This window comes from Agromyces aurantiacus (assembly GCF_016907355.1).
GTDB lineage: Bacteria > Actinomycetota > Actinomycetes > Actinomycetales > Microbacteriaceae > Agromyces > Agromyces aurantiacus.
In genome coordinates this window covers 1,910,492-1,930,068 of record NZ_JAFBBW010000001.1, presented here as the reverse complement: position 1 = coordinate 1,930,068, position 19,577 = coordinate 1,910,492, and the positions used below count along the sequence as shown (strand labels likewise).

General features: G+C 72.2%; 18 protein-coding genes and 1 pseudogene. 4 read left to right on the top strand and 15 right to left on the bottom strand.

The window, feature by feature from the left end:
• Positions 1–18: 18 nt before the first annotated feature.
• The gene (locus tag JOD46_RS09105; RefSeq protein WP_204393555.1) at positions 19–264 is read right to left on the bottom strand and encodes a YlxR family protein; all 246 of its coding nucleotides are present in this window, start codon (positions 262–264) and stop codon (positions 19–21) included.
• 54 nt (positions 265–318) lie between these two features.
• Positions 319–1,317, bottom strand: coding sequence for a transcription termination factor NusA (gene nusA / locus JOD46_RS09100; protein WP_204393553.1), 999 nt, complete (start codon positions 1,315–1,317; stop codon positions 319–321).
• A 154-nt stretch (positions 1,318–1,471) separates the two neighbouring features.
• On the opposite strand from nusA, the gene JOD46_RS09095 reads away from it, so the two are divergent.
• The 4 genes and pseudogenes from JOD46_RS09095 (at position 1,472) to JOD46_RS09080 (ending at position 5,725) form a co-directional block, all read left to right on the top strand.
• Complete coding sequence (locus JOD46_RS09095) at positions 1,472–2,062, top strand: TetR/AcrR family transcriptional regulator (protein WP_204393552.1); 591 nt, start codon at positions 1,472–1,474, stop codon at positions 2,060–2,062.
• Positions 2,063–2,073: 11 nt separating this feature from the next.
• Positions 2,074–3,207: a glycosyltransferase gene (locus JOD46_RS09090; protein ID WP_204393550.1), complete on the top strand. Its 1,134-nt coding sequence runs from the start codon at positions 2,074–2,076 to the stop codon at positions 3,205–3,207.
• Between the two features lie 92 nt (positions 3,208–3,299).
• A pseudogene (locus tag JOD46_RS09085) lies at positions 3,300–4,803 on the top strand (alanine/glycine:cation symporter family protein).
• 112 nt (positions 4,804–4,915) lie between these two features.
• Complete coding sequence (locus JOD46_RS09080) at positions 4,916–5,725, top strand: DUF1206 domain-containing protein (protein WP_204393548.1); 810 nt, start codon at positions 4,916–4,918, stop codon at positions 5,723–5,725.
• A 73-nt stretch (positions 5,726–5,798) separates the two neighbouring features.
• Here the strand turns inward: JOD46_RS09080 and JOD46_RS09075 are convergent, their stop codons facing one another.
• The 13 genes from JOD46_RS09075 to JOD46_RS09015 form a co-directional block, all read right to left on the bottom strand.
• Positions 5,799–7,565, bottom strand: a complete 1,767-nt coding sequence (locus tag JOD46_RS09075; RefSeq protein ID WP_204393546.1) for a proline--tRNA ligase — start codon at positions 7,563–7,565, stop codon at positions 5,799–5,801.
• 42 nt (positions 7,566–7,607) lie between these two features.
• Positions 7,608–8,744 carry a glycosyltransferase gene (locus JOD46_RS18930; protein WP_204393544.1) on the bottom strand — a complete coding sequence of 379 codons (1,137 nt, stop codon included), beginning with the start codon at positions 8,742–8,744 and terminating at the stop codon, positions 7,608–7,610.
• 10 nt (positions 8,745–8,754) lie between these two features.
• The gene (gene ispG, locus JOD46_RS09065) at positions 8,755–9,885 is read right to left on the bottom strand and encodes a flavodoxin-dependent (E)-4-hydroxy-3-methylbut-2-enyl-diphosphate synthase (RefSeq protein ID WP_204396455.1); all 1,131 of its coding nucleotides are present in this window, start codon (positions 9,883–9,885) and stop codon (positions 8,755–8,757) included.
• 94 nt (positions 9,886–9,979) lie between these two features.
• Complete coding sequence (locus JOD46_RS09060) at positions 9,980–10,567, bottom strand: hypothetical protein (RefSeq protein ID WP_204393542.1); 588 nt, start codon at positions 10,565–10,567, stop codon at positions 9,980–9,982.
• Between the two features lie 257 nt (positions 10,568–10,824).
• Complete coding sequence (locus JOD46_RS09055; RefSeq protein WP_204393540.1) at positions 10,825–11,892, bottom strand: YihY/virulence factor BrkB family protein; 1,068 nt, start codon at positions 11,890–11,892, stop codon at positions 10,825–10,827.
• A gap of 201 nt (positions 11,893–12,093) precedes the next feature.
• A complete protein-coding gene (locus tag JOD46_RS09050; RefSeq protein WP_204393538.1) occupies positions 12,094–13,176 on the bottom strand; it encodes an alpha/beta hydrolase in 1,083 nt (360 codons plus the stop codon).
• Positions 13,173–13,823: a CoA transferase subunit B gene (locus JOD46_RS09045; protein WP_204393536.1), complete on the bottom strand. Its 651-nt coding sequence runs from the start codon at positions 13,821–13,823 to the stop codon at positions 13,173–13,175. Before JOD46_RS09045 ends, JOD46_RS09050 begins: the two co-directional genes overlap by 4 nt.
• Positions 13,824–13,825: 2 nt before the next feature.
• Positions 13,826–14,617, bottom strand: a complete 792-nt coding sequence (locus tag JOD46_RS09040) for a CoA transferase subunit A (protein WP_204393534.1) — start codon at positions 14,615–14,617, stop codon at positions 13,826–13,828.
• Complete coding sequence (locus JOD46_RS09035; RefSeq protein WP_239562664.1) at positions 14,614–15,546, bottom strand: alpha/beta hydrolase; 933 nt, start codon at positions 15,544–15,546, stop codon at positions 14,614–14,616. The genes JOD46_RS09040 and JOD46_RS09035 overlap by 4 nt, the downstream gene beginning before the upstream one ends.
• A complete protein-coding gene (locus JOD46_RS09030) occupies positions 15,543–16,307 on the bottom strand; it encodes a 3-hydroxybutyrate dehydrogenase (protein WP_204393530.1) in 765 nt (254 codons plus the stop codon). Before JOD46_RS09030 ends, JOD46_RS09035 begins: the two co-directional genes overlap by 4 nt.
• On the bottom strand, positions 16,304–16,930 hold the full coding sequence (locus JOD46_RS09025) for a TetR/AcrR family transcriptional regulator (protein WP_204393529.1): 627 nt from the start codon (positions 16,928–16,930) through the stop codon (positions 16,304–16,306). Before JOD46_RS09025 ends, JOD46_RS09030 begins: the two co-directional genes overlap by 4 nt.
• A complete protein-coding gene (locus JOD46_RS09020; RefSeq protein WP_204393527.1) occupies positions 16,927–18,492 on the bottom strand; it encodes a class I adenylate-forming enzyme family protein in 1,566 nt (521 codons plus the stop codon). Before JOD46_RS09020 ends, JOD46_RS09025 begins: the two co-directional genes overlap by 4 nt.
• The gene (locus JOD46_RS09015; protein ID WP_204396453.1) at positions 18,485–19,573 is read right to left on the bottom strand and encodes a branched-chain amino acid ABC transporter permease; all 1,089 of its coding nucleotides are present in this window, start codon (positions 19,571–19,573) and stop codon (positions 18,485–18,487) included. The genes JOD46_RS09020 and JOD46_RS09015 overlap by 8 nt, the downstream gene beginning before the upstream one ends.
• Positions 19,574–19,577 lie beyond the last annotated feature (4 nt).

Here is a 19,577-nt window from a genome sequence, read left to right as displayed (position 1 = left end):
CCGCTCATGAGTTGTCCATTAGCCGTTCAGCCTGTTCTCCAGATCGGATGTGTCCAGCTCGCCCGTCACGCGGAGCGCACGCCCGAAGGCGCGCCGCCGCTGGGCGAGTCGGAAGCACTCGAGCGTCGGATGCAGCCACGCGCCGCGCCCATGGAGCACCGCCGATTCATCGGCGAGGACTCGGGATTGCTGGGCGACGACCCTCAGAAGCGAGGACCGTGGAGCGCGCGAACGGCATCCGATGCACGTTCTGACGGGTTCCATCCTACACCTCCGGCCCCGGCCGCTCGCCGCGTCGCTGCGCGGCGCGGGCCGGGGTCACGCCTGGTCGAGGATCGAGTCGGGCTGGATGTCGATCTTCGCGCCCGTGAGCTTGGCGGCCAGCCGCGCGTTCTGGCCCTCCTTGCCGATGGCGAGCGAGAGCTGGTAGTCGGGCACGAGAGCGCGGACCGCGCGCGTGTTCTCGTCGATCACGTAGGCGCTCGTGACCTTGGCCGGCGAGAGGGCGCTCGCGACGAAGGTCGCGAGGTCGTCGTTCCAGTCGACGATGTCGATCTTCTCGTTGCCGAGTTCGGCGGTGACGGCGCGCACGCGCTGGCCGAGCTCGCCGATGCACGCGCCCTTGGCGTTCACGCCGGGCTGATTGGCGCGCACCGCGATCTTGGTGCGATGGCCGGCCTCGCGGGCGAGCGAGACGATCTCGACGACGCCGGACGCGATCTCGGGGACCTCGAGCGCGAAGAGCTTGCGCACGAGGGCGGGGTGCGTGCGCGAGACCGTGATCGACGGGCCCTTGGGGCCCTTGGCGACGCTCGTGACGTACACGCGGATGCGCTGGCCGTGCGGGTACTCCTCGCCCGGGACCTGCTCCTCGGGGGGCAGGATCGCCTCGACGGCGCCGAGGTCGATGTGCACCATCCGCGGGTTCGGGCCCTGCTGGATCACGCCCGCGACGATGTCGCCCTCGCGGCCGCGGAACTCACCGAGCACCGCGTCGTCGGCGAGGTCGCGCAACCGCTGGTTGATGACCTGCTTGGCGGCGAAGGCGGCGATCCGGCCGAAGTCGCTCGGGCTGTCCTCGACCTCGCCGATGACGTCGCCGTTCTCGTCGTGCTCGGGCACGTAGATCGAGACGTGGCCGGTCTTCCGGTCGAGGTGGGCTCGCGCGCCCGCGGGATTGGCGTGGCCGTGCTGGCCGGGGTTGGTGTGCTTGAGGTAGGCCATCAGGATCGCCTGCTCGATGATCTGCACCAGTTCGTCGAACGGGATCTCCTTCTCGCGCTCCATCATGCGGAGCACGCTGAGGTCGATGTCCATTCCGGCCTCCTCTATTCAGCTCTTCTTCCGCTCCCCCTCGTGGGCGGAACACTCAAGCGTAGCGGATGACGCGGAGTCCGGTCATCCGGGTGCGGAATGTTCGCGTGAATGGGTATTGACACGGAATCAGAATTTCGCGTTAATGGACGGTGTCATGAAGACGAAGCGCCCGTACACCATGCGCGTCCGCGCCGAGCAGGCCGAGCAGACCCGGCTGCGGATCGTCGGCGCGGTCCTCGGACTCGCGATGGAGCGCCCCCTCGCCGCGTGCACGCTGCCGTCCGTCGCCGAGCGGGCCCAGGTCTCGGTGCAGACGGTGCTGCGCATCTTCGGCTCGCGCGACGAGCTCTTCGCCGAGGCCATCGAGCGCACCGCGGCCGACGTGCTCGCCGAGCGACCGGCCGATCCCGACGACCCCTCCGCGTCGGTCGCCGCCCTCGTCGACCACTACGAGCTGCGCGGCGACGGCGTGCTGCTGCTGCTCGGCCAGGAGGCCTGGGAACCCGTCGCGGCCGCGGCGGTGGGCCGCGGGAAGGCCGAGCACCGCCGGTGGGTCGCGACCGTGTTCGCACCGCACCTCGAGCCCCTCGACGGCGCGCGTCGCGACCAGGTGCTCGACCTGCTCGTGGCCGCGACCGACGTGAGCGCGTGGAAGCTCTGGCGCCGCGACGCCGGGCGCACGCGCGACGAGACGCTTGAGCGCATGCTCGCCCTCGTGGCGGCCGTCACCCGCCACCTCGCCTGAAGGGAACCGCCATGTCCACCATCGCCGTCGTCACCGTCGACGCGGGCGGCAACGTCCCGCCAGCGCTCCGGATCGCCGACGAGCTCGCCCGGCGCGGCCACCGGATCGAGGTGCTCGGCCACCGCCGCCAGGCCGCCGAGATCGCCGCCGGCGGCCATGGCTTCCGCGCGCTCGATGCGCTCGACTTCTGGAACTCGGGCGTGCGGCGGTCGGTGCCGGCCGCGGTCGGCGAGGCCGCGCGCCTCGCGGCCGATCGCGCGCTCGAGCACGAGGTGGGCGAGGCGATCCGGCTCGCCGGCGCCGACGCGGCCCTCGTCGACTGCCTGATGGCCTCCTCCGCGCGGGGCGCGCGCACGGGCGGTGCCGTGACCGCGGTGCTCTTCCACACCTTCCTGGAGTACTGGCAGCGCTCCTACCGGCGCGGGCCCGTGGGGCTCGTCGCCCGCGCTCGCGGCGCCGACCCGCTCGCCGAGTGGCAGCACGCCGACGCGCGGCTCGTCGCGAGCGACCCCGCCCTCGACCCCGCCTCGGGCCGCGGCTCGCGCGTCGCCGAGGCCGCCGAGTGGGTCGGTGCGGTCGAGCACGGCGTCGCGGCGGCGCCGGATGCCACGCGGCCGCCGCTCGTCCTGGCGAGCCTGTCCACCACGTGGTTCCCGGGCCAGACCGAGGCCTACCAGCGCATCCTCGACGCGCTCGGGTCGCTGCCCGTGCGCGGCCTCGTGACCCTCGGCGGTCTCGCACCCGACCACGCGCTGCGCGTGCCCGCGAACGTCGAGGTGCGCGAGCTCGTGCCCCACGCCGAGGTGCTCCCCGAGGCATCCGTCGTCATCGGCCACGGCGGCCACTCGACGACGATGCGCGCGCTCGCGCACGGGCTGCCGGCGATCGTCATGCCCATGCATCCGATGCTCGACCAGCCCATGGTCGCGGCCGCGGTCGAGCGCGCGGGCGCGGGGCTGGCGCTCCCCCGCACCGCGCCGACGGCGCGGATCGCCGCGGCGGTCACCTCGGCCCTCGGCGACGAGCGGCTCCGCGCCGGCGCGACCCGCCTCGGCGAGCGCCTGCGGGCGGCCGACGCGGCAGCCGCCGCCGCCGACGCGATCGAGCGGGTGCTCGCGGCGCGGCCCGGGCGCGCGGCCGCCTGACGGGTCGCCGCCGCGCCCCGGGAGGCGGCGGCACGTCCCCCGCGCCGACGCGGTTGCCGAGGTTCGCTCGCCTCCATTGACATGCTGTCGGCATGGACGCCGTCAACGACCTCGTGCTCGCCGCGGGCGACACCCTGTGGACCTGGATCGTGCTGCCCGTCGTGGTGGTGCTCGGCCTGTACTTCACCGTCCGGTCGGGCGTCGTGCAGTTCCGGCTCATCCCCGAGATGTTCCGCACACTCACCGACAGGACGCCGCGCGATGAGGAGGGCGCACCGCAGTCGGTGTCCGCGTTCCAGGCCTTCACGATCTCCGCCGCGTCGCGCGTGGGCGTCGGCAACATCGCCGGGGTCGGCACGGCCATCGCGATCGGCGGCCCGGGCGCGATCTTCTGGATGTGGCTCATGGCCTTCGTGGGCGGTGCGTCGTCCTTCGTCGAATCGAGCCTGGGCCAGCTGTTCAAGGTGCGCGACGCGGACGGCTTCCGCGGCGGACCGGCCTACTACATCGAGCGGGGCCTGCGCGCGCTGGGCCGGCATCCTCTTCGCGGTGATCCTGATCGTCTGCTTCCCGTTCGCCTTCTCGTCGCTGCAGGCCAACACGATCAGCGCCTCGCTGACCGGCGCCGTCGCCCCGGACGGCGGCGGCGAGTGGATCGCATGGGTCGTCGGGCTCGCACTCGCGGTGCTCACGGGTCTCGTCGTCTTCGGCGGCGTCCGGCGCATCGCGCACGTCACGCAGGCGGTCGTTCCGCTGATGGCGCTGCTCTACCTCCTCGTCGGACTCGTCATCGTGGCGATGAACATCACCCGCCTGCCCGAGGTCTTCGCCTCGATCTTCACGCAGGCGTTCGGGTTCAACGAGGTGGTCGGTGCGACGCTCGGCACGATCATCCTCACCGGCGTCAAGCGCGGCATGTTCTCCAACGAGGCCGGACTGGGTTCGGCGCCGAACGCGGGCGCGAGCGCCGCGGTCACCCACCCGGTCAAGCAGGGGCTCGTGCAGACGCTGGGCGTCTACTTCGACACGTTCCTGGTCTGCACGATCACGGCGTTCATCATCCTCGTGTCCGACCCCGACCTCGCGGGCGCCACGCGCGGCATCGGCCTGACGCAGGAGGCGATGGTGGCGAACCTCGGACCGTGGGCGAGCGTGCTGCTGACGGTCATCGTCTTCCTGCTCGCCTTCAGCTCCATCCTCGGCAACTACTACTACGGGGAATCGAACATCGAGTTCATCTCGCCCGCGCCGTGGCTGCTCACCACGTACCGCTCGCTCGTCGTGATCGCCATCTTCGTGGGCTCGATCGCGGGCGCCGACCTCATCTGGAACACGGCCGACGGGGTGATGGGCCTCATGGCGCTCGTGAACCTCATCGCGATCGCGCTGCTCTCGGGCATCGCGTTCCGCCTGCTGCGCGACTACACGCACCAGCGGCGGCAGGGCCGCGACCCCGTCTTCACCCGCGACCTGCTCCCCGACGTCGCCGGCATCGAGTGCTGGGTCGACGAGCGCTCGGTCACCGGGCCGATCGACGTGGGCGTCTCGAGGCGCCAGGCCGCCAAGCACCGCGACCACCTCCACCACGAGGGCTGAACGGCGGGCGCGGCGCGGCCATGGCGCCCGGGCGCGTAGCACCGTCGGACGGCCGAGCGCAAGCGGCGCCCCGGACCTGCCGCTCCTCCCCCTGCGTCACTACGCTGGCCGCATGACATCGGCTACCGGCAAGTCCGCCGCGAGCGCGGCGCAGAGCTCGCGCGTCCTCGAGACCCTGGCCCGCATCGGCTTCGTCGTCCTCGGGATCGTCCACATCGTGATCGGCGCGATCGCGATCTCCGTCGCCCAGGGCGCCGGCGGTGAGGCCGACCAGAGCGGGGCGATGGGACAGGTCGCCAGCTGGCCCTTCGGCGTGGTGCTGCTCTGGGTCATCGCGATCGGCCTCTTCGCTCTCGGCGTCTGGCAGGTCGCCGAGGCGTTCCTGGTGCGCGAGTCCGACACGAAGAAGAAGTGGGGCTACCGCGTCAAGTACGTGGGAACGGCCATCGCGTACATCTCGATCGGCGTGACCGCGCTCGTCTACGCGCTCGGCGGGCGCTCGAACCCCGACCAGTCCAGCGAGACGTTGAGCGCGAAGCTCCTCGCGGCGCCGGGCGGCGTGTTCCTGCTCGTGCTGATCGGCCTGATCATCCTCGGCGTGGGAGTCGCCTTCGTGTACCGCGGCGCGACGCAGGCGTTCGAGAAGCGCCTGCTGCTCCCCGGCAACGAGCCCGCCCGCAAGGGCATCGTCACCTTCGGCACCGTCGGCTACATCGCCAAGGGCGTCGCCGTCGCGATCGTGGGCGTGCTCTTCGTGATCGCCGCCGTCACGTCCGACCCCAAGCAGGCGGGCGGCCTCGATGCCGCCCTGAAGAGCCTCGCGGGCCTGCCGTTCGGCGTCTTCATCCTCTGGCTCATCGGCGCAGGGCTGATCGTGTACGGCATCTTCTGCTTCGCCCGGGCGCGATACGCCAAGATGTGAGCGCTCGGCGGACGCTCCCGCGCCCGGAAGGGTGCCGGGGGCGTTCCACGTTCGGCGCGGGCCGACCGCCCGCTCAGCGGCCGAGCGCCTCGCGCACGCCGTCGACCGGCACGCTCGTGCGCTCGCCGGTCTCGCGATCCCAGACCTCGACGACACCGTCGGCGACACCGCGGCCGGCGATGACGATCTTCGGGACGCCGATGAGCTCGGCGTCGGCGAACTTCACGCCGGGCGAGAGCTTCGGCCGGTCGTCGTAGAGGACCTCCAGTCCGGCGCCCTCGAGGTCGCCGACGACCCGCTCCGCGGCGTCGAACACGGCGGCATCCTTGCCCGTGGCGAGCACGTGCACGTCGAAGGGCGCGACCGCGGGCGGCCAGACCAGGCCCTTGTCGTCGTTATGCAGCTCGGCGATGATCGCAAGGATGCGGGTCACGCCGATGCCGTAGGAGCCCATCGTGACCGTGGCGAGCTTGCCGTGCTCGTCGAGCACCTTGAGCCCGAGCGCATCGGCGTACTTGCGGCCGAGCTGGAACACGTGGCCGATCTCCATGCCGCGCGCGAGCTCGACCGGCCCCGAGCCATCGGGTGCGGGGTCGCCGTCGCGCACGTTCGCGGCCTCGATCGTGCCGTCGGCGACGAAGTCGCGACCGGCGACCAGGCCGAACACGTGCTTCTCGTCGAGGTTCGCGCCCGTGATCCACTCGGTGCCGTCGACCACGCGCGGGTCGACCAGGTAGCGGATGCCGGTGCTGGACTCCGCGCCGAGCACCGCGCCGTCCGGCGACCAGGGCCCGATGTAGCCCTTGACCAGCCCCGGGTGCTTCGCGAAGTCGGCGTCGGTCGCGGCCTCGACCTCGGCCGGGGCGAACGCGACCTCGACGCGCTTCATCTCGACCTCGCGGTCGCCCGGGAGGCCTACCACGACGACCTCGCGCGTGCCGTCGACGTGGGTCAGGGCGAGCACGACGTTCTTCAGCGTGTCGGCGGCCGTCCACGCGCGCCCGTCGGGACGCGGGTGCTCGGCGTTGGCCAGGTCGACGAGCGTCGCGATGGTGGGCGTGTTCGGCGAGTCGAGCACCACGGCGGGCGGAAGCCCCTCGAACGGGATCGGCTCGGGGGCGACGGTCGTGAACGCCTCGACATTCGCGGCGTACCCGCCCGCGGAACGGACGAAGGTGTCCTCGCCGACGGGCGTGGGGTGCAGGAACTCCTCGCTCTTGGAGCCGCCCATGGCGCCCGCGTCGGCCTGCACGATCACGTAGTCGAGCCCGAGCCGCGCGAAGATGCGCTCGTAGGCGTCGCGCTGCGCCTGGTAGCTCGCGTCGAGCCCCTCGTCGCTGACGTCGAACGAGTACGCGTCCTTCATGGTGAACTCGCGACCGCGAAGCAGGCCCGCCCGCGGACGCGCCTCGTCGCGGTACTTGTCCTGGATCTGGTAGATCGTGAGCGGCAGTTCCTTGTACGAGGAGTACAGGTCCTTCACGAGCAGCGTGAAGACCTCCTCGTGCGTGGGTGCGAGCAGGTAGTCGGCGCCCTTGCGGTCCTGCAGGCGGAACAGCGCGTCGCCGTACTCGGTCCAGCGGCCGGTCTCCTCGTAGGGCTCACGCGGCAGCAGCGCCGGGAAGTGCACCTCGTGGGCGCCCGCGCGCTCCATCTCCTCGCGGATGACGCGCTCGATCTTCGCCTTCACGCGCAGGCCCAGCGGCAGCCACGCGAACACGCCCGGCGCCTGGCGCCGGATGTAGCCGGCGCGGACGAGCAGCTTGTGGCTCGTGACCTCGGCGTCGGAGGGGTCTTCGCGGAGCGTGCGGAGGAAGAAGTTCGTCAGGCGTGTGGGCACCCGAAGATTCTACTGACGCCGGCGGCCGCGGCCGCTGCACCGCTACGCGGCCGTGCGCCCCGACGCGAGCCCCTCGAGCAGTTCCGCGGCCCTCTGCGCGCCCGACGACCCGTGCCGGCGATCGGCCCACGCGCGGGTCCGCACGGTCATCTCCGGATCGGCGAGCACGCGACGGATCGCGTCGCGCAGGCGGTCGGGCGCGGCATCCTTCGCCACCTGCGCCCCGAGCCCGGCGCGTTCGACCGCGCGTGCCACGAGATGGTGGTCGGCGTGCCGGGTCATCGGGACGACCAGGACCGGCACCCCGGCCGCGAGCGCGCGCATGGTCGTTCCGTGTCCGCCATGGCCGACGAGCAGCCGGGCGGAACGGAGGAGCTCGCCGTGGTCGCCCCAGGCCCGCACGTCGATGCCGGGCATGGCCGGCAGGCGCGCCGGATCCACGGCGGGACCCGTGGTCACGAGCGCCTCGACCCCCTCGTCGGCGAGCGCGCGCATCACCCGCGCGAGCACGTCGACCTGCCCGGGATACCCGATCGTGCTGAACGCGACCAGCACGCGCCCGGCGCCGACGCCCTCCAGGTCGCGAGGACTCGCGTCCGGGATGATGGGGCCGACCTGCGCGATGCGGTCTCGCGGGATGCGACCCTCTCCGGGCGGGTCGAGTTCGGGATCGGTCGTGAGGATCAGCGTCCGCGGCGTCCGGTCGCCGCGCAGTGGGTGCGCGCCAGCCACGCGGAGCCAGAGGCCCATCGGCGCTCTCGCCGACCACTGGTCCTCCCAGTAGCCGAGCAGCGTATGGAGGAGCAGGGCTGTGGGGATGCCGCTGTGGTGCGCGGCGTCGAGCGACCCCGGGACCATGCAGTCGATGAGCAGGGCGTCGGGCCGCTCCCGCCCGATCGCCGCCTCGAGGTCGCGTGCGATCCCGCGATCGGAGGCGAGGGGCAGCCAGGCGAGCATGCTGCGGACGCCGGGTTCGGCGGCTCGCGGGTTCCACGGGCGCGCGTGGTCGAACGGCTCGAGACGCCCGGCATCGAGCCCGGCGCGCTCGATCTCCGGACGCAGCGCGGCGTGCCCGAGGATCCGCACCCGGTGCCCGCGCGATTCGAGCTCGCGCAGGATGAGGAGGGTCGGCGGGACGTTCCCGCCCGCCAGCGGCAGCACCGACAGGAACCGGGCCACCGCGAGCGACCTACGAGGTGACGACGGTGGGCGAGCCCACCGGGGCGTCGGCGCCCATCTCGTCGGCGATGCGGTTGGCCTCGGCGATGAGCGTCTGCACGATCTCGGCCTCGGGCACGGTCTTGATGACCTCGCCCTTGACGAAGATCTGGCCCTTGCCGTTGCCGGAGGCCACGCCGAGGTCGGCCTCGCGGGCCTCGCCGGGGCCGTTGACGACGCAGCCCATGACCGCGACGCGCAGCGGCACGCTCATGCCCTCGAGCCCGTCGGTCACGTCGTTCGCGAGCTTGTACACGTCGACCTGCGCACGGCCGCACGAGGGGCACGAGACGATCTCGAGCTTGCGCTCGCGGAGGTTGAGCGACTGCAGGATCTGCAGGCCGACCTTGACCTCCTCGACCGGCGGGGCCGAGAGCGAGACGCGGATGGTGTCGCCGATGCCCTCGCCGAGGAGGATCCCGAACGCCGTCGCCGACTTGATGGTGCCCTGGAACGCCGGGCCGGCCTCGGTCACGCCGAGATGCAGCGGCCAGTCGCCGCGCTCGGCGAGCATCCGGTAGGCCTTCACCATGACGATCGGGTCGTTGTGCTTGACCGAGATCTTGAAGTCGTGGAAGTCGTGCTCCTCGAACAGGCTCGCCTCCCAGACAGCCGACTCGACGAGCGCCTCGGGCGTCGCCTTGCCGTACTTCTGGAGCAGGCGCGGGTCGAGCGAACCGGCGTTCACGCCGATGCGGATCGAGACGCCCGCCTCCTTGGCGCGACGCGCGATCTCGCCGACCTGGTCGTCGAACTTGCGGATGTTGCCCGGGTTCACGCGCACGGCGGCGCATCCGGCGTCGATCGCGGCGTAGACGTAGTTGGGCTGGAAGTGGATGTCGGCGATGACCGGGATCTGGCTCTTCTTCGCGATGATCGGCAGTGCCTCGGCGTCGTCGCGGCTCGGCACGGCGACGCGCACGATGTCGCAGCCCGACGCGGTGAGCTCGGCGATCTGCTGCAGGGTCGCGTTGATGTTCGGCGTCGGCGTCGTGGTCATCGACTGCACGCTGACCGGCGCGTCGCCGCCGACGAGGACCTTGCCGACCTTGATCTGCCGCGACTTGCGCCGGGGCGCGAGGACTTCGGGGACCTTGGGCATTCCGAGATTCACAGCAGGCACCTCACGAGTCTACGGCTGGTGCGCTGGGCGGCTCCTCCATCGAACGGATGCTTCAGCGGCGGCGTTCGACGGATCAGGCGCAGCCGTCGTCGTACACCGGCACTGGCGCAGCGATCGACGCGATGGCCGATTGGTCGTCTGTGGGGCGGAACTCGACGCTGATCTTCAGCTTCTCCTCGACGCCCGAATGCACGGCGTCCAGTTCGACGAAATCCAGGTAGGGACCCGAGCAGCCGGACGGCACCGTCCGGACGGCCGGGTCGGCCATCAGCACCGACCAGTCGTCGCCGACGTGACGGCCGTCGGTCGATGCCAGTTCGAACCCGCGCGCCTCGGGGCCGGTGAACCGGATGAGGAACTCCGGGCGAATGGGTGAGTGCTCGACCTCCGCCCACCGGTCGACGTGCCGCTGCTCCCAGAGCTCGAACCCCTCCCAGCGATGCGCCGTCGACGGCGGGTAATGGCTGTTGCCGTCGAACGACTCGCTGGAGGGCGGAGCATCGAAGAGTGCCGTCAGCGTCGCGAGCGCGTCGGTCGTCGACGAGTCGTACGCCAGCGATGCGAGGGTCGCACCCTGCTCGTCTCGGAGTTCCAGCGCGTCCGGGCGCGCGACGAGGGCCACGACGCCCTCGAGCGGGTCGGGTTCGGCGCTCGGAGTCATCGGGGCGCTCGGCGCCGCCGCAGGTTCGGCCGTCCGCGACGTGTCAGGTGTGGCAGCGGCGCATCCTCCGAGCAGCAGGGCGATGGCGGCCGCGACGGCGGTTGCGGCGGGCAGGCGACGGGGCATTCGACTCCGATCTCGTGGTGCTCATCGGAAGACTGGCAGCTACCCGGTGGACGGAACCGATGCGCCGCATAACGATCGAGTATCGGAGTGCACCATCCGTTTCGAGGTAGGGTTGCTCCCGTCCGGGCAGCTCATCCGTCGCCGCGGACCGTCGGCTCGGAGTGGGCCTCGCGGATCCTGCGGCCCAGCTCGATGTCCTCGCGCTCCTTCCGCTCCGCCGTGTCGATCTTGCGCGTGTCGCGCGGCGGCAGCTGGATGCGCTCCTCGGCGGGGATACCGGCCTCCAGCTCGCGTCCTCGCTCGACCTCCGCGTCGAACTCGGCGCCGAAGAGCAGCGCGTTGTTCGCGATCCACAGCCAGAGCAGGAACACGATCGCGCCCGCGAGCGAGCCGTAGGTGCGGTCGTAGTTGGAGAAGTTCGCGACGTACAGGGCGAACGCGGCGGACGCGATGACGAGCACCACGATGGCGAGCAGGGCGCCGAGGCTGATCCACCGGAACTTCGGCTGCTTGGCGTTCGGCGTCGCGTGGTAGAGCAGCGCGATGATGACGATCACGATGATCGCGAGCAGCGGCCACTTGGCGATCTCCCAGACGATGCGCACGGCTTCACCCAGTCCGAGCGCCTCGCCGATCGCATCCGTGATCGGCCCCGAGACGACGAGGATGACGGCGACCAGCGCCACGAGCACCACGGCGGCGACGGTGACGCCCAACTGCACGGGGCGCAGCTTCCAGAACGGCCGCCCCTCCTCGATCTCGTAGATGCGGTTCATCGCGCGGCCGAACGCGCCGACGTACCCCGAGGCCGACCAGAGCGCGATCACCAGACCCGTCACGAACCCGAGTCCCGCCGCGGGCGAGTCCGCGAACTGCTGCAGCGGGTCGCTGAGCACCTGGAGGACCTCGGGCGGTGCGACGCCCTCGAGCACGCCGAGGAGCGCGTCGATGGCCTTCCCGCCCTGGCCGACGAGAGCCAGCAGGGAGGTCAGCGCGAGCAGTCCGGGGAAGATCGCCAGCACGCCGTAGTAGGTCAGCGCGGCCGCGCTGTCCTGGCACTCGTCGTCGACGAACTCGCGGAGGGTCTTCCGGAAGATGTACTTCCACGACCGCGTCGAGACCTCGGGCGGGCTGTCGGGCTTGCGCGGATCCTCCGGGTCGGGGGCGATGCGGTCGTCCTGCACGGCACGGTCGGTCATGATGCCTCCTCCGGCACCCGCCCCCCGTTCCATCCCATGCTGGGCGAGCGGGCGGAGTGCCGCGAGGGACTGGCGTCATCGCGATGCGACGCCTATCCTCCGCGTTCCCCGCAGGGCACGCGCCGCGGCGCGTCGAACGACGCCTCGAGGTCTGCGGTGGTGCGCCGGACGGCGCACCACCGCAGCACGAACCAGTCTCGGTCAGGCCTCGGCGACCGCCGCGCCGATCTGCTCAAGGAGGGCGGCACGGAACTCGTCGGGCCGCTCGAGGTGGGGCGAGTGGCCGCAGCCCTCGAGTCGCAGTTCGCGGTACTCGCCGCCCGCGGCCGCGTAGCGGTCAAGCACGGCCCGGGTCTGGGCGACCATCGGCTGCGGGGGCGCGGCGTCGTCGCCGGGCCAGCCCGGGATGATGCCGGCCTTGCCGAGCATGTTGAGGTCGAAGTACGACGCGTCGCCGACGATCGCGTCGAGCTCGCCGTGGATCCAGGTGATGGGCGGCTTCGACGGCAGGCCGACGATGCCGCTGACGTCGAAGTACGTCGGCGCCATCGTGTTGAGCACGCCGCTGCCGCCGGCGGCGAAGCCGGGCCAGGACTCCGACGCGACCGAGTCGCCGGGGTAGTTCGCCGGGCCCGTCGCGGTCGTCAGCATCGACTCGACCCAGAGGTCCTCGTACTCCGAGGTGAACCCCGGTGCGACGTAGCTCGAACGGTACACCGCGCGCGGCGACGTGCCCGCGTCCTCGGTGCGGTCGCCGTCGGCCAGCCGCTGCACGAAGTCGGGGTTGGCTCCCCCGCCGCCCGTGCCCGCGGCATCCGGGGTCATGAGCGAGCCGTCGAGCCGCGTGCCGCCGAATCCGTACGGCGAGACGGGCGACTCGAGCGTCACGCTCGTGACGAGGTCGGGCCGGTCGAGGAGGAGCTGCAGCACGACCCCCGCGCCCATGCTCCAGCCGACGATGTGCACGGGGCCCGTGCCGAGTTCATCGAGCACCGACGCCACGTCGTCGCTGAAGTCGCGCACGCCGCGTGTCGCGTCGACCGGAAGCGTCCGGCTCCCGCCGAAGCCCCGCAGGTCGACCGCGAGCGCGCGCAGCCCGGGCGGGAGCGACGACATCAGCGGCAGGAAGAACAGCGAGCTCGACACGTTGCCGTGCACGAGCACGACCGTCGCGTCGGGAGTCGCCGCGTCGTCCGCCGGGCGCTCGAAGACCTGTGCCGCAAGGCGCGGCGTGGTCACGAGCCGCGACGAGACGGACGGGAAGGCGGTACGGACGTCGGTCATGCGAGCACCTCCACGGAGCTGGTGTCGAGCTTCGGCTGGGTCTTCTCCACGACCTCGTCGATCGTCACGCCCGGGGCGACCTCGACGAGCTTGAGCCCGTCGGGCGTGACGTCGATGACGGCGAGGTCGGTGATGATGCGGTCGACGACGCCCTTGCCGGTGAGGGGCAGCGAGCACGAGTCGACGATCTTCGGCGAGCCGTCCTTCGCGACGTGCTCCATGAGCACGATCCGGCGGCGGGCGCCGTGCACGAGGTCCATCGCGCCGCCCGGGCCCTTGACCATCTTCCCGGGGATCATCCAGTTGGCCAGGTCGCCGTCCTTCGAGACCTGCATGGCGCCGAGGATGGCGGCGTCGACCTTGCCGCCCCGGATCATGCCGAAGCTCGTCGCCGAGTCGAAGTACGCGGCTCCGGGGAGGACCGTGACGGTCTCCTTGCCGGCGTTGATGAGGTCGGGGTCGACGGCGTCCTCGGTCGGGTACGGGCCGACGCCGAGGATGCCGTTCTCGGACTGGAGCACGACGGTGACGCCCTCGGGCACGTAGTTCGGCACGAGGGTCGGCAGGCCGATGCCGAGGTTCACGTAGGCGCCGTCGGCGAGTTCCTTCGCCGCACGCGCGGCCATCTCGAGGCGGGTGAGCGCCATGTTCAGTTCCCCTCTGTCGTCTCGGTGGTCTGGCGCACGGTGCGCCGTTCGATGCGCTTCTCGATGCCGGTGCCGACCTCGACGATGCGGTCGACGAAGATGCCGGGCAGGTGCACGGCGTCGGGGTCGAGCTCGCCGGGCTCGACGAGTTCCTCGACCTGCGCGATGCAGACGCGGCCGGCCATCGCGGCCAGGGGCGAGAAGTTGCGCGCCGACTTGTCGAACACGAGGTTGCCGTGCCGGTCGCCCTTGAGGGCGTGCACGAGCGCGAAGTCGGTCGTGATGGCCTCCTCGAGCACGAACTCGTGCGCCTCGCCGCGCACCGTGAACGTCTGCACCGGCTTCGGCGCACTCGCGACCGCGATCGAGCCGTCGGCGGCGTACCGCTGGGGCAGCCCGCCCTCGGCGACCTGCGTGCCGACGCCCGTCTGGGTGAAGAACGCCGCGATGCCCGCGCCGCCCGCGCGGAGCTTCTCGGCGAGCGTTCCCTGAGGGGTCAGCTCGAGCTCGAGCTCGCCCGAGAGGTACTGCCGCTCGAACTCCTTGTTCTCGCCGACGTACGACGAGGTCATCTTGCGGATCCGGCCCGCGGCCAGCAGCACGCCGAGCCCCCAGTCGTCGACGCCGCAGTTGTTCGAGACGACCGACAGCTCCCCCACGCCGCGCTCGAGCAGCGCCTGGATCAGCACCATCGGGATGCCGCACAGGCCGAACCCGCCCACGGCGAGCGACGCGCCGTCCGGGATGTCGGCCACCGCCTCGGCGGGCGAGGCGACGGTCTTGTCCAGTGTCATCGTGTGACCTCCTTGTCAGCTCCGGCGATGACGGATGCCGCGGCGTCGGCCTCGGCGAGCCGCGGCGCGACGACCGCCGCGACCTGCGCGGCGCCCGCCTCCGTCATGACGATCGTGTAGTGGTTCAGCCCCGCGACCTCGGTGACGCGGAGCGCCGGCATCCGTTGTGCGAGTGCCGCCACCCGCTCGCGAGGGTACAGCGCCTCGGGCTGGTCGAGCAGCCCCCGCTCGGCGCGGAGGAAGTCGACGGGCGCGGGCAGCGCCGCGAGGTCGTCGTCGTATCCGTCGCTGCCGTCGAGCTCGAGCACGTTCTGCGCGACCGCGTCGGCGCTCGACGACGAGCGCAGCTCGGGCGGCGTGCCGACGAGGTCGTAGGCGACGTAGTCGGCGACGCGGTCGTCCCACGCGGGCCCGATCGCCGGGTGGGCCTTCCAGAAGTCGGCGTAGGCGTCCGCGTCGGCGAAGCGCATCTCGAGGCGGGCGAGGGCCGGGCCGAGCACGGCCGCGGCGACCTCGTCGGGCGCGAGGCCCTCGGGATGCGGCAGCGGCAGGCCCCCGTCGACGAGCACGACGCCGGCGACCCGGTCGCGGTGCGCGGCGGCGAAGCGGACGGTCACGAACGCGCCCATCGAGTGCCCGACGACGAACGCGCGCTCGATGCCGAGCGCGTCGAGCACGCGCGCCTGGTCGTCGGCATGGTCGCGCAGCGACCACGGACCGGGCAGCGCGTTCGAGCGCCCGCGGCCGCGCAGGTCGGGCGCGACGATCCGGCGCCCGGGAAGCGCGTCGGCGACGTGGTGCCAGGCGCGGTGGCTCGCGGTGATGCCGTGCAGGGCGAGGACGGGGACGCCCGAGGCATCCGCCCGCCACTGGCCGCCCGCGAGGTCGCCGCCGCGCACGGGCGCGCTGAAGGGGACGGGGGTGGTCATCGTGCGCTCCATCCGCCGTCCATGGTGTAGCTCGCGCCCGTGACCATGCGGGCGTCGTCGCTCGCGAGCCACCGCACGAGGCTCGCGACCTCCGCCGGCTCGACGAGCCGCTTGATCGCCGACTCGGTGAGCATGACCTTCTCGACCACGTCGCCCTCGGGGATGCCGTGCACGCGGGCCTGGTCGGCGATCTGCTTCTCGACGAGCGGCGTGCGCACGTAGCCCGGGTTCACGCAGTTCGACGTCACGCCGTGCGGGCCGCCCTCGAGCGCCGTCACCTTCGAGAGGCCCTCGAGGCCGTGCTTGGCCGACACGTACGCCGACTTGTAGGGCGAGGCGCGCAGCCCGTGCACGCTCGAGACGTTGATCACGCGACCGAAACCGCGCTCGTACATGCCGGGCAGGACCGCCCGGATGAGGAGGAACGGGGCCTCGAGCATGACACGCAGCAGCAGCGAGAAGCGCTGGGGCTCGAACTCCTCGATCGGGCGCACGTGCTGCAGGCCGGCGTTGTTCACGAGGATGTCGGCGTCGAGCGAGAGGTCGGCGAGCGCCGCCGTGTCGCCGAGGTCGACCGTCCACGCCTCGCCGCCGATGCGCTGCGCGACGGATGCCGCGGCCTCCCCGTCGAGGTCCGCGATCGTCACGTGCGCGCCCGCGTCGGCGAGCGCCTCGGCGCACGCGAGGCCGATGCCGCTCGCACCGCCCGTCACGATCGCTCGACGTCCGGCCAGTCCTGTCGATCCGGTCAGTCCCGTCATGAATCCTCCTCATCGCTGCGACGTGCGCCCCTCCCCAGGGCGCCGCCGATGAACCGCATCATCTCGTCGAGCACGTGGTCGGGCACCGCGCCGGTGCCCTCGCCGTCGTCCCAGAGCACCCAGCGCATGCCGATCATCTCGCCGATGCCCATGAGCGCCCACGCGGCCACGGTCGGGTCGATGTCGCCGATGTCACCGTCCTGCTGCGCCTGGCGCAGCCCGTCGATGTAGCCCTCGACGATGCGCGTGTAGTGCAGCCGCAGCGACCCGGGCGAGACGAACTCGGCCTCGCGCACGACCCGGTAGAGCGCCGGGTGCTCGGCCGTGAACCGGAAGAACGCGGCGAAGCCCGCGCGCTCGGCCTCGAGGCGCGTCGTCGCGCTCGCGGCGCCCTCGCTCATCGCCTGTCGCACGCGACGGTTCAGGTCCTCGACGAGTTCCTCGAAGAGCTGGAGCTTCGAGTCGAAGTACAGGTAGAACGTGCCCTGCCCGACGCCGGCGCGGTCGGTGATGCGCGAGACGGATGCCTCGGTGTAGCCGAGCTCGGCGAACACGTCCTCCGCGGCCTCGAGGAGCCTGCGCCGGGTCTTCTCGCCGCGCGCGGTGCGGGGTGCCGCGCTCATGCGTCGGCCCCCTCGTGCTCGCGCGCGGCACGCTCGGCGAGCACCCGGCGCAGGGTCTTGGTCGCCGATGATCGCGGGATCTCGTCGATGAAGCGGATGTCGCGCGGGACCTTGAACCCCGCGAGCAGTCCGCGGGCGTACTCGGCCAGCTCCGCGGCATCCGTGATCGCACCGGGGCGCAGCACGACCCACGCCGACCCCGCCTCGCCCCAGCGCTCGTCGGGGACGCCCACCACGGCCACGTCGGCGACCGCGGGATGGCCGATCAGCACCGACTCGACCTCGGCGGGCGAGACGCCCTCGCCGCCGGAGATGTACACGTCGGTGAGCCGGTCGACGACCGTGAAGTAGCCCTCGGCGTCGCGCCGGACCAGGTCGCCCGTGTGCAGCCATCCGCCGCGCAGGGCGGCGGCGGTCGCATCGGGATCGCGGAAGTACCCGGCGAACACGCCGGGGCCGGAGACGAGCAGCTCGCCCTCGGCCGGCCCGTCGCGGAGCTCCCCCGTCGCCGGGTCGGCGACCGCGACGTCGACGTGGGCGTACGGCAGGCCGGCGGACCCCACGCGCGAGGTGGCCTCGCGGTCGGGAAGGCAGAGCACGTTCGGCGAGGCCTCGGTGAGCCCGTAGCCCTGCGTCAGCGTCACGCCGCGACGGTGCCAGGTGCGCAGCAGCGCGGGCGGCATGGGCGCGCCGCCGACGACCGCATGGCCGAGGCTCGACAGGTCGGCCCGCGCGAAGTCGGGGTGCTGCGCGAGGAAGAGGTAGTTCGCGGGGACGCCCATCATCGTCGTGATGCGGCGCTCGGCGATGAGGTGCAGCACGCGACCCGGGTCGAACGTGCGCTCGAGCACGACCGTCGCGCCCGCCCACCATGCCAGAAGGGGCTGGATGTTCCAGCCGCCCACGTGGAACTGCGGCATGACCGCGAGCACGACGTCGTGCTCGGCCACGGGGATGGTCTTCGAGAGCGAGAGGTTGGTCCAGAAGCAGTTCGCGTGCGTGAGCACGGCGCCCTTGGGACGCGACGTCGTGCCCGAGGTGAACACGATGAGCAGCGCGTCGTGGTCGTGCACCTCGAGGCGGGTCGCGGGCGCCTCGGTGCGAACGGCCGGGTGCGGCACGCGCTGCTCGACGCCGTGCGCGCCGAGGGCGGCGACCGGCAGCCGGCGCGCGAGCCGGTCGAGCGTGGCGCGCGCGAGCGACTGGAACTCCTCCTCCACGAGCAGCAGCACCGGGTCGGCGATCTCGAGCTGCTCGGCGAGCTCGCGCGGCGAGAGCCGCCAGGAGAGCGGCACGAGCACGAGCCCGGCCTTGGCGCACGCGAAGAAGAGCACGACGTGGTCGGCGCTGTTGCCCGTGATGGTCGCGACCCGGTCGCCCACCGCGTACCCCGCCGCCCGGAACGCGGCGGCGAGCCGCGCGGCGCGGTCGTCGAGCTCGCGGTAGGTCACGACCACGCCTCGGTCGTCGACGGCGACGGCGCCGGGCGACGTGCGGGCGCGGTCGGCGGTCCAGCGCCCCAGCGTGGCGGGCCCATCGGCCCCCCTCAGCCCGTCAGGCATCGACGGCCTCCTCCGGTTCCACCGGGTGCGGCTTCCGTCCGGTCGCGAGGCGGCCGGGAAGCCCGGCGATGCCCCCGGGCAGGAACAGCACCACGAGCACGAAGAGCGTGCCCAGGATGAACAGCGGCTCGGACAGCGGAACGCGGAGCACGTCGGGCAGCGCGGCGATCGCGTCGGATCCGGCGAGCGCCGTGAGGCGCTGGTCGAGCAGTGTGTAGACGATACCGCCCACGATCGCGCCCCAGCGCGCGCCCACACCGCCGAGCACGACGATCACGAGGAGCGTGAGCGTGAAGTCGGCCGTGGCGATGCGCGGCGCGGCGCCCGACTGCAGCAGCAGGTAGCCCATGCCGGCGACCGCGGCGAGCACCGAGGCGACGATGAAGACGAGGAGCTTCACGTCGTACGGCCGGAGCCCGATGACCCGCACGCGCAGCTCGTTCTCACGGATCGCCTCGGCGACGTGGCCCGCGCGGCTCTTCTCGACCCAGAGCACCACGAGGTAGACGACCACGAGGATGCCGAGCGCCGTCCAGTACAGGTTGCGGGTGTCGACCACGCCGACGAGCTCGGCCGGCACGTGCGTGGTGTCGAGCGAGATCCCCTCGTCGCCTCCGGTGGCGCCCGACGGGTTGCGGCGGATCAGCACCGAGCCGGCCTGGGCGAACGCGAGCGTGACCATCGCGAACGAGATGCCCGTGACGCGCAGGGCCAGCGAGCCGACGGTCGCGGCGAGCGTGAGCCCGAGCACGAGCGTGATGCCGATCGAGACGACGAAGACCACGGGGCTCGGCCAGTCGGACGGGCCGAACGCCTCGAGCGTCATCGCGAGCCCGTAGGCGCCCGCGGCGAAGAACAGCGCGTGGCCGAACGAGAGCAGGCCCGCGAGGCCGAACATCATGCGGTAGCTCAGCGCCAGCGCCGCGATGAGCAGCGCGAACGCGAGCAGCTGCAGGGTGCCGGGCGTGTAGGTCGGGCCGGGCAGCACGCCCGGGATGTCGATCGCCAGCAGCGGCAGCGCCGCGAGGGCGACGACGAGCAGGATGCCGCCGACGAGCAGGCGGAGCGTCGTGGCGTTCATGCGG

What these genes read in the sequence shown, in the direction of transcription:
- JOD46_RS09105 (WP_204393555.1), bottom strand. Translation starts at nt 264, where the DNA reads ATGGAACCCGTCAGAACGTGCATCGGATGCCGTTCGCGCGCTCCACGG.
- nusA (WP_204393553.1), bottom strand. Translation starts at nt 1,317, where the DNA reads ATGGACATCGACCTCAGCGTGCTCCGCATGATGGAGCGCGAGAAGGAG.
- JOD46_RS09095 (WP_204393552.1), top strand. Translation starts at nt 1,472, where the DNA reads ATGAAGACGAAGCGCCCGTACACCATGCGCGTCCGCGCCGAGCAGGCC.
- JOD46_RS09090 (WP_204393550.1), top strand. Translation starts at nt 2,074, where the DNA reads ATGTCCACCATCGCCGTCGTCACCGTCGACGCGGGCGGCAACGTCCCG.
- JOD46_RS09080 (WP_204393548.1), top strand. Translation starts at nt 4,916, where the DNA reads ATGACATCGGCTACCGGCAAGTCCGCCGCGAGCGCGGCGCAGAGCTCG.
- ispG (WP_204396455.1), bottom strand. Translation starts at nt 9,885, where the DNA reads ATGCCCAAGGTCCCCGAAGTCCTCGCGCCCCGGCGCAAGTCGCGGCAG.
- JOD46_RS09060 (WP_204393542.1), bottom strand. Translation starts at nt 10,567, where the DNA reads ATGACTCCGAGCGCCGAACCCGACCCGCTCGAGGGCGTCGTGGCCCTC.
- JOD46_RS09055 (WP_204393540.1), bottom strand. Translation starts at nt 11,892, where the DNA reads ATGACCGACCGTGCCGTGCAGGACGACCGCATCGCCCCCGACCCGGAG.
- JOD46_RS09050 (WP_204393538.1), bottom strand. Translation starts at nt 13,176, where the DNA reads ATGACCGACGTCCGTACCGCCTTCCCGTCCGTCTCGTCGCGGCTCGTG.
- JOD46_RS09045 (WP_204393536.1), bottom strand. Translation starts at nt 13,823, where the DNA reads ATGGCGCTCACCCGCCTCGAGATGGCCGCGCGTGCGGCGAAGGAACTC.
- JOD46_RS09040 (WP_204393534.1), bottom strand. Translation starts at nt 14,617, where the DNA reads ATGACACTGGACAAGACCGTCGCCTCGCCCGCCGAGGCGGTGGCCGAC.
- JOD46_RS09035 (WP_239562664.1), bottom strand. Translation starts at nt 15,546, where the DNA reads ATGACCACCCCCGTCCCCTTCAGCGCGCCCGTGCGCGGCGGCGACCTC.
- JOD46_RS09030 (WP_204393530.1), bottom strand. Translation starts at nt 16,307, where the DNA reads ATGACGGGACTGACCGGATCGACAGGACTGGCCGGACGTCGAGCGATC.
- JOD46_RS09025 (WP_204393529.1), bottom strand. Translation starts at nt 16,930, where the DNA reads ATGAGCGCGGCACCCCGCACCGCGCGCGGCGAGAAGACCCGGCGCAGG.
- JOD46_RS09020 (WP_204393527.1), bottom strand. Translation starts at nt 18,492, where the DNA reads ATGCCTGACGGGCTGAGGGGGGCCGATGGGCCCGCCACGCTGGGGCGC.
- JOD46_RS09015 (WP_204396453.1), bottom strand. Translation starts at nt 19,573, where the DNA reads ATGAACGCCACGACGCTCCGCCTGCTCGTCGGCGGCATCCTGCTCGTC.